Source organism: Verrucosispora sp. WMMD1129 (assembly GCF_029581255.1).
Taxonomy (GTDB): Bacteria; Actinomycetota; Actinomycetes; order Mycobacteriales; family Micromonosporaceae; genus Micromonospora; species Micromonospora sediminimaris.
Genome location: NZ_CP120741.1, coordinates 6457834 through 6472647, shown reverse-complemented (window position 1 = coordinate 6472647; position 14814 = coordinate 6457834). Strand labels below are relative to the sequence as shown.

General features: G+C 73.3%; 11 protein-coding genes. 7 read left to right on the top strand and 4 right to left on the bottom strand.

Going from position 1 to position 14814, the window contains the following annotated elements; translation table 11 throughout:
- Positions 1-4 precede the first annotated feature (4 nt).
- Positions 5-496, top strand: coding sequence for an SsrA-binding protein SmpB (gene smpB / locus O7624_RS29920; protein WP_282238266.1), 492 nt, complete (start codon positions 5-7; stop codon positions 494-496).
- Positions 497-591: 95 nt separating this feature from the next.
- Here smpB and O7624_RS29915 read toward each other — a convergent pair whose 3' ends face one another.
- From O7624_RS29915 to O7624_RS29905, 3 genes are all read right to left on the bottom strand, one after another.
- Positions 592-1005 carry a hypothetical protein gene (locus tag O7624_RS29915; RefSeq protein WP_093405922.1) on the bottom strand — a complete coding sequence of 138 codons (414 nt, stop codon included), beginning with the start codon at positions 1003-1005 and terminating at the stop codon, positions 592-594.
- A gap of 41 nt (positions 1006-1046) precedes the next feature.
- Entirely contained in the window at positions 1047-1937 is an 891-nt protein-coding gene (locus O7624_RS29910; protein WP_282238265.1) for an MHYT domain-containing protein, read from the bottom strand.
- A gap of 167 nt (positions 1938-2104) precedes the next feature.
- On the bottom strand, positions 2105-4885 hold the full coding sequence (locus O7624_RS29905) for a DEAD/DEAH box helicase (protein ID WP_282238264.1): 2781 nt from the start codon (positions 4883-4885) through the stop codon (positions 2105-2107).
- An 86-nt stretch (positions 4886-4971) separates the two neighbouring features.
- On the opposite strand from O7624_RS29905, the gene O7624_RS29900 reads away from it, so the two are divergent.
- Together O7624_RS29900 and O7624_RS29895 are read left to right on the top strand one after the other, a co-directional pair.
- Positions 4972-5727 carry an HAD-IA family hydrolase gene (locus O7624_RS29900; RefSeq protein ID WP_282238263.1) on the top strand — a complete coding sequence of 252 codons (756 nt, stop codon included), beginning with the start codon at positions 4972-4974 and terminating at the stop codon, positions 5725-5727.
- A 63-nt stretch (positions 5728-5790) separates the two neighbouring features.
- Positions 5791-7092: an IS256 family transposase gene (locus O7624_RS29895; protein WP_282236516.1), complete on the top strand. Its 1302-nt coding sequence runs from the start codon at positions 5791-5793 to the stop codon at positions 7090-7092.
- 172 nt (positions 7093-7264) lie between these two features.
- On the opposite strand, the gene O7624_RS29890 is transcribed toward O7624_RS29895, so the two are convergent.
- Positions 7265-8200, bottom strand: coding sequence for a diacylglycerol kinase family protein (locus O7624_RS29890; RefSeq protein WP_282240787.1), 936 nt, complete (start codon positions 8198-8200; stop codon positions 7265-7267).
- A 231-nt stretch (positions 8201-8431) separates the two neighbouring features.
- Here O7624_RS29890 and lanKC point away from each other — a divergent pair, with 231 nt between their 5' ends.
- The 4 genes from lanKC to O7624_RS29870 all read left to right on the top strand — a co-directional run bounded on the left by lanKC (position 8432) and on the right by O7624_RS29870 (position 14806).
- Positions 8432-11026, top strand: coding sequence for a class III lanthionine synthetase LanKC (gene lanKC / locus O7624_RS29885; protein ID WP_282238262.1), 2595 nt, complete (start codon positions 8432-8434; stop codon positions 11024-11026).
- 6 nt (positions 11027-11032) lie between these two features.
- Entirely contained in the window at positions 11033-11152 is a 120-nt protein-coding gene (locus O7624_RS29880) for a SapB/AmfS family lanthipeptide (protein WP_093405935.1), read from the top strand.
- Between the two features lie 73 nt (positions 11153-11225).
- Positions 11226-12953, top strand: a complete 1728-nt coding sequence (locus O7624_RS29875) for an ABC transporter ATP-binding protein (protein ID WP_282238261.1) — start codon at positions 11226-11228, stop codon at positions 12951-12953.
- A complete protein-coding gene (locus O7624_RS29870) occupies positions 12950-14806 on the top strand; it encodes an ABC transporter ATP-binding protein (protein WP_282238260.1) in 1857 nt (618 codons plus the stop codon). Before O7624_RS29875 ends, O7624_RS29870 begins: the two co-directional genes overlap by 4 nt.
- Positions 14807-14814 lie beyond the last annotated feature (8 nt).

Here is a 14814-nt window from a genome sequence, read left to right as displayed (position 1 = left end):
CCGGATGGGCACCTCCCCCAGCGCCGAACGGACTGTGATCGCGTCGAACCGCCGGGCCCGCCACGACTATGCCGTGCTCAAGACGTACGAGGCCGGCATCGTGCTCGCCGGCACCGAGGTCAAGTCGCTGCGGGCGGGACGCGTCTCGCTGGTGGACGCCTTCGCGCAGGAACGCGACGGGGAGATCATGCTGTACGGCCTGCACATCGCCGAATACGGCTACGGCAGCTGGACCAACCACGCGCCCCGGCGTACCCGCAAGCTGCTGCTACGCCGGGTGGAGATCGCCCGGATCCTGGACCGGACCCGCGAGGGCGGGATCACCCTGGTGCCGCTGTCGATGTACTTCTCCGGCGGCTGGGCAAAGGTCGAGCTGGCGCTGGCCAAGGGGCGACGGTCGTTCGACAAACGGCAGGTGCTGGCCGAACGCGACGCGAACCGGGAGATCGCCCGCGAGCTGGGCCGCCGGCTCAAGGGCCGCCCCGGTCGAGGCTGAGCCCGGAAACCGTGGCTGCCTCGGGGCGGTTCGCGCCGGAGCGGGCGCGACCTGAGAGACGGTCGGGAACCTCGGGAGCGGTCCCCGACCGTCTCTCAGTCGGCGAGCAGCTGGGCGTGGGCCGCGCGTAACCGGGTCAGCGCGGGATCACTTCCCGGCGGGAAACGTCGATCCAGTTCGGCCCAGACCTCGGCGAGCGCCGTGGTCACCGCCCGCAGCTCGGCGGCGTGCCGGCGCCCGCTCTGCTGCCGCTGAGCGTCCAGGCGTCGGGACCAGCCGGCGGTGACCTCGGCCAGGCGCCCGGCGTCGGCGCGCGCCTCGGCGACGGTGCGGGCGGCCGCCGCCGGCACGATCGCGGCGACCGGCCGGGGATCGCCGTCGCGGGTGACCACCGTGACCGAGTCGGTCAGTTCGGCCATGGCGACGAGTTGGCTGAGTCGGGTGCGCGCCTCGCGAAGGGGCAGCGAGCGCGCCGGGGCGTTTCGCGGAGTGAGGGCGGGGACAGCCATGAATACATGGTCGGTGCCGGGTACGACACTTTCCGCGACGGTCAGCGCGACGGATGGTCCCGGCGGGACGGAAACTGGGCGCCGGGGCGGGCCAGCGTCGACCGGGCGCGCAGCCCCACCGGATCGGGTGCGTCGGCATCCGGCGTCGCGCTGGCCGTGGACGGCTGCGGTCGCCGCGCGTCCAGGTAGGCGAGCGCGGCGCGGTCCTCGTCGGTGGGTGCGGCGAGCAACGCGTACACCAGACCGACCACGCCGAAGATGACCAGCAGCACGATCGGGATGAGCAACGTACCGACACCGGCCCCGCTGATCTCGCCGCGTTCCTCGTGCAGGTGCACCGACAGGGCGCTCATCCCGGTGAAGTGCATGCCGTTGACCGCCACCCCCATCACCAGCGCCGAGGCGAAGATCGCCACCCCCTTGCGTACGGTCACCGCGAGCCAGAGCGCGACGGTGGCCGCGACCACGGCGATCAACACCGACAACCCCACCCGGAGGTTGTCGTAGAGCAGCCGACCGTCCAGCCGCATCGCCGCCATGCCCGTGTAGTGCATCGCCGCCACTCCGGCGCCGGTGAACAGGCCGCCACCGAGGATCCGTCCCGCCGAGAGCCGGCCGGTGCCCACGATCGCCAGCCCGATGCCGACCGCGATCACCGCGAGCAGCGCGCTGCCCACGGTGATCGGCACGTCGTAGCGGATCCGCGACCCGGTCACCGCGAAGCCCAGCATCGCCATGAAGTGCATCGTCCAGATCGCCGTGCCACCGAGCGCCCAGGCGGCCAGGGTCCCCCACCAGAGCTTCTGGCCGGTGCTGGCGGCGGTCCGGATGCGGCCGGCACAGACCAGGCCGAGGATGGAACCGAGCACCGACAGCGCGTAGCTCAGCGCCGGTGTGATCCAGCCGTACTCAAAGTGATTGATGTCCGCCACGTGGGCTCCCCCCAGAGCTGTTACCGGCGCGTAGCGCACGCGCCGATGACATGATCGGGGACGCTCTCACCAGGCACAACAGGCCCCCCGGGCAATTCTCGGGGTACCGCTGCGGTAACACAGCGATGCGTCGATTCCGACGGTCGCCCGGCGCCCGCCGGACCGATTCAGGCCGGTGAATGGTACGCCAGCACACCCCGGTTGACGGCGCTGATCGCCTGCCGTGCGGTGGCCCGCAGCTCGGTCGAGGCACCACCGGAGTCGGCGAGCTGGCCGAGCAGATCCACCACCTGCCGGGCCCATCGGACGAAGTCCCCGGCGGGCATCTCGCCGTCAAGCTCGTGCCCGCTGGCCAGCACCTTCGCCAGCGCCTCACCCCGGGCCCAGCGGTAGACCGGCCAGGCGAAACCGAGATCCGGCTCGCGGGTGACGGCCAGCCCGCGTGACGCCTCCTCAGCCTCGATCTCGCTCCACAGCTTCAGGGTCGCGTCGACCGCCTCGGCCACCGCGCCGCGGGGCAGCGAGGCTCGTTCGTCGACGTCGCGGCGGGCCTCGAAGACCACCACCGAGACCGCGGCGGCCAGTTCGGCGGGCGACAGCCCGTCCCAGACGCCGCGCCGGAGGCATTCCGCCACGAGCAGGTCCGCCTCCGTCCAGATCCGCCCGAGCATCCGGCCGGCGTCGGTGACGGCGCCGTCGGCGGCGAGGTAGCCGCGCCCGGTGAGCAGCGCGACGATCCGGTCGAAGGTACGCGCCAACGACCCCGTCCGACCGGCGACCCGCTGCCGCAGCTCCTCGGTGTCGCGCTCCAGCCGGCGACGACGCTCGGCCCAGCGGGCGTGTTCCTCCCGCTCCGGGCAGGCGTGGCAGGGATGCCGGCGCAGCTCGGTACGCAGCTGGCTGAGCTGGTGGTCCTCCCCGGACTGCCGGCCCCGGGCCCCCCGGCGGGAGTGTCGGTCCAGTCCGGTGCCGCTCACCTGCGCCGCCAGGTCACGCCGGGCCGCCGGATTGCGGTGGTTGAAGTGCTTGGGCACCCGGATGCGGGCCAGCACCTCGGCCGGCGTGGTGAAGTCGGCGGGACTGATCCGGCCGGCCCAGCGGTCCTGGGTGAGCACCAGCGGGCGCGGCTCGCTGAACCCTCCGGCCGCCGGGTCGAGCACCACGGCCAGGCCGGCCCGACGCCCGGACGGCACCCGGATCACGTCGCCCACCCGCAGCCGCTCCAGGGCCGTCACCGCTGCCGCCCGGCGCTGACTCTGCCCCTGCCGGGCGATGGCCCGCTCCCGGTCGGCGATGGCGACCCGCAGGGCGAAGTACTCGTCGAAGTCGCCGTGGTGGCACTCCGCCTCCACGCCGTACGCCTCGATGGTCTCGGTGTTGCGTTGCACCTGCCGGGCCAGGCCGACCACCGAGCGGTCCGCCTGGAACTGCGCGAACGACGACTCCAGCAGCGCCCGGGCCGGCTCGGCGCCGACGCTGCCGACCAGGTTCACCGCCATGTTGTACGAGGGCCGGAAGCTGGAGCGCAGCGGGTATGTCCGGGTGGAGGCCAGACCCGCCACGTGCCGGGGGTCGGTCTCCGGGGACCACACCACCACGGCGTGCCCCTCCACGTCGATGCCTCGGCGACCGGCCCGCCCGGTGAGCTGGGTGTACTCCCCCGGGGTCAGGTCGACGTGCGCCTCGCCGTTGTACTTGACCAGGCGTTCCAGCACCACGCACCGGGCCGGCATGTTGATGCCCAGGGCGAGGGTCTCGGTGGCGAAGACCGCCTTGACCAGCCCACGGACGAACAGCTCCTCCACGACCTCCTTGAACGCCGGCAGCATCCCGGCGTGGTGCGCGGCCAGCCCGCGCTCCAGCCCGTCGAGCCACTCCCAGTAGCCGAGCACCGACAGGTCCTCGCCGGGGATCGCGGTCACCCGGGACTCCACCACGCGGCGGATCTCCGCCCGCTCCTCCGGTGAGGTGAGCCGCAGCCCGGCGGCGAGGCACTGCTGCACCGCCGCGTCGCAGCCGGCCCGGCTGAAGATGAACAGGATCGCCGGCAGCAGGCCCTCGCGGTCCAGCCGGTCGACGATGTCCGGGCGCAGCGGCCCACGCCAGCGGGGGCCGCGCCGGCCGGCGCCGAAGCCGGCGGAGCGTCCCTCACTGAGATCCAGCCGGCGCATCGTGTCCCGGGTGTAGCGCAGCAGCTCCGGATGCACGTCGTGCTTGCGGGCCGCCGCGGCGTCGTGGAACAGGTCGAACATCCGCTTGCCGACCAACATGTGCTGCCACAGCGGCACCGGCCGGTGCTCGCTGACCACCACGGTGGTCTCGCCCCGAACCGTGATCAGCCAGTCGGCGAACTCCTCGGCGTTGGAGACCGTCGCCGACAGCGACACCAGGGTCACCGAGGCGGGCAGGTGGATGATGACTTCCTCCCACACCCCGCCACGGAACCGGTCGGCCAGGTAGTGGACCTCGTCCATCACGACGTACGCCAGGCCCTCGAGGGTGGCCGAGCCGGCGTACAGCATGTTGCGCAGCACCTCGGTGGTCATCACCACCACCGGGGCGTCGCCGTTGATGGCGTTGTCGCCGGTCAGCAGCCCGACCTGCTCCGCACCGTAGCGGTCGACCAGGTCGTGGTACTTCTGGTTCGACAGCGCCTTGATCGGCGTCGTGTAGAAGCACTTGCGCCGGGCCCCGTCGACCGGCGTCGGCCGCCCGGGCGCACCCCGCAACGCCAGGTGTACGGCGAACTCGCCGACCACCGTCTTGCCGGCCCCGGTCGGGGCGCAGACCAGCACGCCGCTGCCCCGCTCCAGGGCCTGACACGATTCCCGCTGAAAGTCGTCGAGGTCGAACCCCAGGTCAGCGGTGAACTCTTCAAGCGCCGGGAACTGTGAGGCCTGGGCGGCCCGGCGGCGCGCCGCGGCGTACCGCTCGGCGGGGCTCGACATGTCACCAAGATTAGTGCGTGCCCACGACGAGTACCCGGCAAGGCCGACCGCCGGGGCGGTCGGAGTGGGTCGGTAGGGTGCACGACGTGCCGGATCATGCCGAACCGACCAGCCCCGTGCCCGACGTCGACGGTCGGGGTCCGTCCCGTCGGCAGGTGCGGGCGGTCCTGTTCGACTTCCACGGCACCCTGGCGCAGGTGGAGGAGCCCAGCCAGTGGGTGCTGGCCGCCGCGTCGGCGTGCGGGGTGGATCTGGACCGCGTCCGGGCGACCGCCCTGGCCGACCGGCTGCTCACCGCCGGCCGCGCCGGTGGGCCGCTGCCCGCCCGGGTGCCGCCTCACCTGGCCGAGTTGTGGGCCGACCGGGATCTCTACGAGCACGCCCACCGTGGTGCCTACACCGGGCTGGCCGCCACGGTCGACACCGGCATCGACGGCTTCGCCGAGGCGCTGTACGAGCGGGTGCTCACGCCGCAGGGGTGGGTGCCCTACCCGGACACCGCGCCGACCCTCGCCGCGTTGCGGGCCGCCGACGTGCGGGTGGCCGTGGTCAGCAACATCGGTTTCGACATCCGGCCCCTCTTCGACGCCTGGGGACTGGCCGACCTGGTCGACGCCCACGTGCTGTCGTACGAGGTGGGCCGCTGCAAGCCCGACCCGGCGATCTTCTGGCGGGCCTGCGGCCTGCTCGGCGTCGACCCGGAGGAGTCACTCATGGTCGGCGACACTCCCGCCGACGCCGGTGCCGTCGCCGCCGGATGCGCCGCGCTGATCCTTCCCGCCGCCGACCCCGGCCGCCCCAACGCCCTCGGCTCCGTCCTCAACCTCCTGCACACCCCCTGACTTCCGCGATCTTGCGGGACTGTAAGACGAACGGTGTAACTCCTGATCAAGGAGCAGCACCTGATGTCTGATGGATCGATGGCCGCCGTGGATACTGCCGCGGTGGCGAAGAACGGGCCGGGACAACCGGCGGAGGGTCTCGACGGGGAACTCGTCGCCCAGATCGTGGAGCAGGCCCGTGCGGCGGGTCTGCAGCTGACCGGCGACGGCGGTCTGTTGCAGCAGCTCACGAAGCGAGTCCTGGAATCAGCGCTTGAGGGCGAAATCACCGATCACTTGGGCTATGACAAGGGCGAGCCGGCGGGCAGGAACGGCGGGAACTCCCGCAACGGTGTGCGGGCCAAGACGGTGCTCACCGATGTCGGCCCGGTCGAGATTGACGTGCCGCGCGACCGGGATGGGTCGTTCGCGCCGCAGATCGTCCGCAAGCGGCAGCGTCGGTTGTCCGGTGTGGACGACATGGTCATCTCGCTGTCCGCCAAGGGCCTGACCACCGGGGAGATCCAGGCCCACCTCGCCGAGGTCTACGGTGCCGACGTGTCACGGCAGACGATCTCGACGATCACTGACAAGGTTGTCGAGGGCATGACCGAGTGGCAGAACCGGCCTTTGGACCCGGTCTACCCGGTGATCTTCCTGGACGCGGTGCACGTGAAGATCCGTGACGGGAAGGTCGCCAACCGGCCCATCTACCTGGCCCTGGCCGTCACCGTTGACGGCACCCGGGACATCCTCGGGCTGTGGGCCGGTGACGGCGGTGAGGGCGCCAAGTTCTGGCTGCAGGTCCTCACCGAGCTGAAGAACCGCGGTGTCGCGGACGCGTGCATGGTGGTCTGTGACGGACTCAAAGGGCTGCCCGACGCGATCGGCGAGGTGTGGCCCGAAGCGGTGGTGCAGACCTGCGTGATCCATCTGCTGCGTGCCTCGTTCCGGTATGCCGGCCGGCAGCACTGGGACGCCATCGCCAAAGCCCTGCGGCCGGTCTACACCGCGCCCACCGAGCCGGCTGCCAGGGCCCGGTTCGCCGAGTTCACCGAGGCGTGGGGCGGCAAGTATCCGGCGATCGTGCGGCTGTGGGAGCAGGCGTGGGCGGAGTTCGTGCCGTTCCTGGCCTTCGACGCCGAGATCCGCACCGTCGTCTGCTCCACCAACGCCATCGAGAGCGTCAACGCCCGCATCCGCCGCGCCGTCCGCGCCCGCGGCCACTTCCCCAACGAGGCCGCCGCGCTGAAATGCGTCTACCTGGCCGTGATGAGCCTCGACCCCACCGGGCAGGGCCGCCGGCGCTGGACCATCCGCTGGAAGCCAGCCCTCAACGCCTTCGACATCGCCTTCGAAGGACGCCTGTCCGCAGGCCGCAAGTAGCCGTCAACAACCCGAGTTACACCGTTCGTTTGACAGACCCTGCGCCCGTCAACGACCCACCAACCACCCACACATCAAGCAGAAGAGCCTTGTGGTCGCCGGTATGCCGCCTTTGGGTAGTTATTTCCCGACCGAAAGTGCAAGATCGCGGGTGGTGAGGGTGTGCGGGCGGTCAGCGGAGGAGGTGGAGGGCGTGCGGGGTGGCGGTGACGGTGAGTGGGAGGGAGAGGGAGCGCTCGCCGTCGGCGTAGGTGGTGATGCTGCCCTCCGCGGCGAGGGTGACGGTACGGGCGCGGTAGGTGTGCACCAGGGGATGGGTGACGTGGGTGCCGGCGTAGATGCGCGGCTTGACCCGGATCAGGGTGCATCGGTCGAACCGGCCGCCGACCACCACGTCGAGCAGGCCGTCGGTCGGGTCCGCGTCGGGGCAGATGCGCATCCCGCCGCCGTAGCTGGCTCCGTTGCCGACCGCCACCAGGACCGCGTCGACCTCGATCCGCTCGCCGTCGAGGGTGAGGGTGTACCGGCGGGGACGTAGCCGGGCCAACTCCACCAGGATGGCCAGGTCGTAGCGGCGTGGTCCACGCGGCCAGCGCATCCGGTTGGCCCGCTCGTTGACGATCGCGTCGAACCCGGCCGCCAGCACCGCGCCGTACCAGCGGACCGTGCCGTCGGCGCCGGTCATCCGGGCCAGGTCGACCGGCCGACTGCGCCCCTCGCGCAGGGCCGCCGCGATGACGTCGACCGCGGCCCGCGGGTCGGCCGGAAACCCGGTCTCCACCGCGAAGTCGTTGCCGGTGCCCGCCGGCACCGGCCCGAACGGCACCGAGGTGCCGGCGACGGCCTGCATCGCCCGGTGCACAGTGCCGTCGCCACCCACCGCGATCAGGGCACCGGCTCCTTCGGCGACGGCGGCCCGGCAGGCCGCCTCGGCCTCGGCGGCGCTACCGGCCCGCAACAGCCGCACCGGCCGGTCGGCCGCCGCGAGCCCGTCCAGCAGGTCCGGCAGCAGCCCCCGGTGCCGGCCACGGCCGGCGGTCGGGTTGGCCAGTACGGCGACGGGCCCACCAGGCACCGAAGGGTGATCGTCTGAGGTCACGGCGAGCACCGTACCTGCCCGGACCGGTCCGGGCGTGCCGGTGCCGACCCGGCACCGACCCGCGCCGGCACGAGAACCGGACAGTCCCACCGTCTGCGTCGCAACTGTCATTTGTCACGACCGGTCGTGCGGCACGCATTCATCTCCATGACTGAAAACACTAGGGACGCCATAGGCCGAACGGACAGACTCGTATCCATCAACAGGACCGCAGCCGGCAGGCGGATGGGAGGCGACACAGTGGACGAGCGCTACGACAGCTACTGCGCCGCCGACCCGCTGTTCTACGACTCCCTCGGCAGCGCCGTCGCACAGCCCGCCTTCGCCGCGGCGAGCCGGCCGCTGCCGACGGGCTGGCGTCGGGAGCCGCTCGACGACTGGCTCATCCACGCGCCGGACGGCGAACGCCTGCCGCAGCAGGGCTGGAAGGTGCACGTGTCGGCCACGGTCGCCAACGCCGACCGGGTGCTGGACACCGTCTGGGACTACTGCGTACCCCGGGGGCTTTCCTTCAAGTTCCTGCGCGGCCCCCGCACCCTGCTGCTACGCAACTCCAAGTACGCCGCTCGCGCCGCCAGCGGCAAGTTCGTGACCGTCTACCCGCGCGACGACGCCGAGCTCGAACTGGTCTGCAAGGAACTCGACGAGCTGCTCTCCGGCGAGGCCGGCCCGTACATCCTCAGCGACCTGCGGTACGCGGCCGGCCCGGTGTACGTCCGCTACGGCGGCTTCGCCGCCCGGTACTGCCACTCCCCCGACGGCCAGGTGGTCCCGGCAGTCGAGGACGACACCGGCACCCTCGTCCCGGACCGCCGCGACCCGGTCTTCCACGTGCCGTCCTGGGTGACGCTGCCCGACTTCCTCGCGCCCCACCTGGCCGCCCGCAACGCGACAAGCACCGACGAGGTCCCCTACCGGATCGAGAAGGTCATCCACTTCTCCAACGGCGGCGGCCTGTACGTCGGACGCGACAGGCGCACCGACACCCAGCTCGTGTTCAAGGAGGCTCGGCCGCACGCCGGCCTGGACGCCGACGGCACCGACGCCGTCACCCGGCTGGCTCGGGAGGCCGCCGTCCTGCGCCAACTCGCCGACCTGCCGCAGGTGCCCCGGGTGCACGACGAGTTCGCCCTGAGCGACCACCGGTTCCTCGCCCTGGAGTTCATCGAGGGCCGCCCACTGAACAAGGTCCTGGTCGACCGCTACCCGCTTATCGACGCCGACGCCACCGACGAGGACCGCGCCGCGTACGCGAGCTGGGCGCTGGACGTCCACCGCCAGGTCGACGAGGTCGTCCGGGCGATCCACGCACGCGGCCTGGTCTACGGCGACCTGCACCTGTTCAACATCATGCTGCGCCCGGACGACCGGATCGCGCTCGTCGACTTCGAGGTGGCCGCCCCGATCGACGGGCACCGCCGGCCGGGCCTGCGCAACCAGGGCTTCGCCGCGCCCCGGGGACGGACCGGCGTGGCCGTCGACCACTACGCCCTGGCCTGCCTGCGGCTGGCCCTGTTCCTGCCGCTGACCCAACTGGTCCGCCTCGCCCCGGCGAAGGCGGCGCACCTGGCCGACATCATCGCCGACACCTTCCCGGTGCCGAGAGACTTCCTCGACGCGGCGGTAGCCGAGATCACCGCTGCGGACGCCGAGTCCGGGGACCGCGTCCCGCCCACCGCCGACGTCCCACCCGTCGACCGGGACAGGCTGGCCCACGCCATCCTCACCAGCGCCACGCCCGCACGCACCGACCGGCTGTTCCCCGGCGACATCGAACAGTTCCGCAGCGGCGGGCTCAACCTCGCCCACGGGGCGGCCGGCGTGCTGTACGCCTTGCACCAGGGCGGCGCCGGCCGGTGGCCGGAACATGAGCAGTGGCTGGTCCGCCAGGCCACCTCGCCCCCGTCGGGCACCCGGTGCGGCTTCTACGACGGCCTGCACGGCGTCGCGTACGCCCTGGAAGTGCTCGGTCGCCGGCAGGACGCACTCGACGTGCTCGACATCTGCCTACGCGAGTCGACCACCGGGCTGGACCACAGCCTGGCCGGCGGGCTGGCGGGGATCGCCCTCAACCTGGCCGAGCTGGGTGGGCGCACCGGGGAACCGGCGCTGCGGGAGGCGGCCTGGCAGGTCACCGGAGAGTTGGTGGACCGACTCGCCGACGACCCCGGCGGCGACGTCAGCGGCGGGCGGCACCCCTACGCCGGGCTGCTACGCGGCCGGACCGGAGCGGCGCTGCTGCTGGTGCGCCTGTACGAGCTGACCGGCGAGACGGACCTGCTCGACCACGCCGCCACCGCGCTACGACAGGACCTGCGCCGCTGCGTGGTACGCCCCGACGGCGCGCTGGAGGTCAACGAGGGCTGGCGGACCATGCCCTACCTGGGGCAGGGCAGCGTCGGCATCGGGCTCGTCCTCGACGAGTACCTGCGCCACCGCAGCGACGAGCAGTTCGCCGAGGCGAGCGCCGGGGTGCGTCGCGCCGCCCGGTCGCCGTTCTACGCGCAGTCCGGCCTCTTCGCCGGGCGGGCCGGCATCATCGCCTACCTCGCCGCCCAACCCGGCGATCCGGAGCTACGCGGCGAGCTGGATCGGCAGATCCGGCGGCTGGGCTGGCACGCCCTGCCGTACCGGGACGGCACCGCCTTCCCCGGCGAGCAGCTGCTGCGGCTGTCCATGGACCTCGCCACCGGCACCGCGGGCGTACTGCTGGCCCTGGCCACCGCCCGGCCGAACGCCCCGGCCACCCTGCCCTTCCTCGCGCCCCTCACCGGCGCACCCGACTCCCCCGCGACGGCGGGGGCGACCCTGACCCCGACGCCCGATAGGAGGTGACACGACATGGCGCTCCTCGACCTTCAGGGACTGGAGGCGGCTCCGGCCGACCGTACCGGCGGTGGTAGCCGGGCGAGCCTGCTGCTCTGCGGCGACAGCTCGCTGTCCGTGACGACCTGCAACTGATCGGACCGCACCACGCGAGGCCCTGGACGGTGACCTGACCGTCCAGGGCCACGCCGTACGACCGGGAGGACCGATGCGAACGCTGGCCGGCGAGGACCGCCTGCTGTTCCGGGTGGTCCGCGACGGTGGCGGCTGGACCGTCACGCTCGTGGTGGTGGCGCTGGGCGGTGCCGCCGCCGAGTTGGCACTGCCCGCGGTACTGGGGCTGGCCGTCGATGCCGCCGTCGGTGGTGACGCCTCCCCCCGGTGGCCCGTGGTCGCCTGCGCCCTGGTCGTCATCCTGCTGGTCACCGACGTCCTCGGCGACCTGGCCGGCGGGTACGGAGCCGCCCGGGCCACCGCCCGGCTCCGCCGGCGGCTGCTGCGGCACCTGTTCGCGCTGGACGTCCGGGCCGTGCGCCGCTTTCCAGTCGGTGACCTGGTCGGCCGGCTGGCCGGGCAGGCCGCCGACACCGGGCAGGCCGGCACCGCCGTGGCGCTTGGCGGGATCGCGGTCCTGCCGCCGCTGGGCAGCGTGGTGGCACTGTTCCTGCTGGAGCCCGTGCTCGGGCTCACCCTCCTCACCGGACTGGCCGTGCTGACCGTCCTCATGGCCACCTTCGTCACCGACGCCTCGGCAGTGATCACCGCGTACCAGCGGGTGCTCGGGACGATCGCCGGCCGGCTCCAGGAGGCGCTCGGCGGGTCCCGCACCGTCGCCGCGGCCGGCACCACCGACGCCGAGGGCGACCGGGTGCTGGCGGCGCTGCCCCAGCTGCGCGACCACGGGCGGCTCGGCTGGCGGTTGCTGGCCCGGGCCAACGCCCGGGTCGCGGCCGTGGCGCCGCTGCTCCAGGTCGCGGTGGTCGCCGTCGGCGGGTACGCGCTGAGCGTCGGCTGGCTGACTCCCGGGCAACTTGTCGCCGCGGTGCAGTACGCCGCGCTCGGGGCCGGGCTGGGTGCGGTGCTGGCCACCCTCAACCGGCTGGTCCGCAGCCGGGCCGCGGCCCGCAGGATCGCCGAGCCCCTGTCGTGTCCGGTCCGCCCCGGCGGCGACGAGCCGCTGCCGCCCGGCGGCGGCCACCTGCGGCTGCGCGGGGTCGGTGTGCACGCCGACGACCGGCCGGTCCTGGACGCGGTCGACCTGGACGTGCCCGCCGGCTGCACGGTGGCCGTCGTCGGGCGTTCCGGCGCCGGCAAGTCCGCCCTCGCCGCCGTGGCCGGTCGGTTGTACGACCCGGACACCGGCGAGGTGCTGCTGGACGGGGTGCCGCTGACCCGCCTCGACCGGGCCGCGCTGCGGCGGGCGGTGGGTCACGCCTTCGACCGCCCGGTGCTGGTCGGCGAGACGGTGCACGACGCGATCGGCCTCGGTCTGCCCGAACGGGCGGCCCGGCCGCCGTCGACCGGTGCGCCGGCCACCGCCGCCGTGCTGGCGGCGGCCCGGGCCGCGCAGGTCGACGGGGTCGTCGCCCAGTTGCCCGACGGATTCCGCACCCGCACCGTGGACGCACCGCTCTCCGGTGGTGAGGCACAACGGCTCGGGCTGGCTCGCGCATTCCACGCCGAGCGGCTGCTCATCCTCGACGACGCGACGTCCAGCCTGGACACCGCCACCGAACATCGGATCACCCGCGCGCTGACCGGCCGGAATTCGGGACGTACCCGCCTGGTGGTCACCCACCGGGTGACGACGGCCGCCGCGGCCGACCTGGTCGCCTGGCTCGATGCCGGTCGGCTGCGCGCCCTGGCACCGCACCGGCGGCTCTGGGCGGACCCGGACTACCGGGCGGTGTTCGCGGGCGACGGTGTCCCCCGATGAGCCGCCCCGACGTCGGTCGGACGACGTGGCGGGCGCTGCGGGCGCGTCGCCGGGAGGTCGGCCGGCTCGCCGCGTGGTCGGTGGTCGAGTCCCTGCCGGCGCTGCTCGCCGGACTGCTCGTCGCCCGCGCCGTCGACCAGGGTTTCCTCGCCGGCCGGTTCGCCACCGGCCTGGCCTGGCTGGGCGGACTCGCCGTGGCCATCCTGCTCGGCGCGGTGGCGACCGGCCGGGTCTACCGGAGCCTGGGTGCCGTGGTGGAACCGTTCCGCGACGAGCTGGCCCGGCTGGTGGTCCACGGCGCGCTGCACGACGCCACCCGGGCCGGTGGTCACCCGGACAGCGCCCCGGTGGCCCGCCTGACCCATCACGTGGAGATCGTCCGGGACACCTTCGGTGGCCTGGTCATGGTGGTACGCGGCTTCCTGTTCACCGCCGGGGCGGCCCTGCTCGGCCTGCTGGCACTGGATCCGACCGTCGCGGCGCTGGTGGCGGCCCCGCTGCTCACCGGGCTGGTCGTCTTCGCCGCCGCGCTCCCGGCGATGCTGGCGCACCAGCGCACCCAGGTACAGGCCGGTGAGGCGCTCGGCCGGTCGGCGGCGACCGCGCTCACCGGCCACCGCGACGTGCTCGCCTGCGGCGCCGAGGAACGCACGGTGGCCGAGGTCGACCGCAGGGTCAGCGACCACGCCGACGCCGAGCGGACGCTGGCCCGGATGTCCGCGCTACGCAGCCTCAGCCTCGGCCTGGGCGGCTGGCTGCCGGTGGTGGTCCTGCTGCTCGCCGCGCCATGGCTGGTGCGCCGCGGGCTGAGCACCGGCGCGGTGCTCGGCGCACTGGTGTACGTCACCACCAGCCTGCAACCCGCGCTGCACGCACTGGTGCAGGGGCTCGGTGGCGGAGGGCTGCGCTACGCCGTGACCCTGGAGCGGATCCTGGCCACCTGCCGCACCCCTTCGCACAGCGGTTCCGCGGCCACGCCCACCCCGGAACCTGAGGCTGACCCTCCGGCGGTTCGGCTGGCCGGCCTGACCTTCCGGTACGGCCCCCGCGCCCGACCGATCCTGGACGACTTCTCGATGGACCTGCCCCAGGGGGCGCATCTCGCGGTGGTGGGGCCCAGCGGCACCGGCAAGTCCACCCTGGCCGCGCTGGTCGCCGGCCTGGTCGAGCCGGAACGCGGCACAGTCCACCTCGCCGGTCGGCCGGTGGCCGCCGTCGCCCCCGCCGACCGGGCCGCGCTGCGGGTGCTCGTGCCGCAGGAGGCGTACGTCTTCACCGGTTCCCTGGCCGACAACCTCCGCTACCTCTGCCCGGACGCGGACGACACCGTCGTCGAGACCGCGCTGGCCAGGCTCGGTGCCGACGCTCTCGCCCGGCGGCTGGGCGGCCTCGCCGCCACCGTCGACCCGGCCACGCTCTCCGCCGGTGAGCGACAACTGATCGCCGCCGTGCGCGCCTACCTTGCCCCCGCCCCGCTGGTCATCCTGGACGAGGCCACCTGTCACCTGGACCCGACGTTGGAGGCCACCGTCGAGTCCGCGTTCGCTCGACGACCGGGCACCCTAGTCATCATCGCCCACCGGATCAGTTCCGCCGTCCGCGCCCGACGGGTGTTGGTGTTCGACGACGACGGACCGTTGACGGGCAGCCACCACGAGTTGCTCGCCCGCTCACCGGCCTACCGGGAACTCGTAGGCCACTGGGACGGCGACGGGTCGGCACCGCCGGCCGCCGACCCGGATCGCGCCGCCGACGGCGACCGTCCGGTCGGCGCGGATCGTGTCGTCACCACCGAGCGTGCCGCCGTCGCGGAGCGCGCCGCGGCTGCCGGTGGGTTGCCGCGTCTCGGCTGATCCGGCGC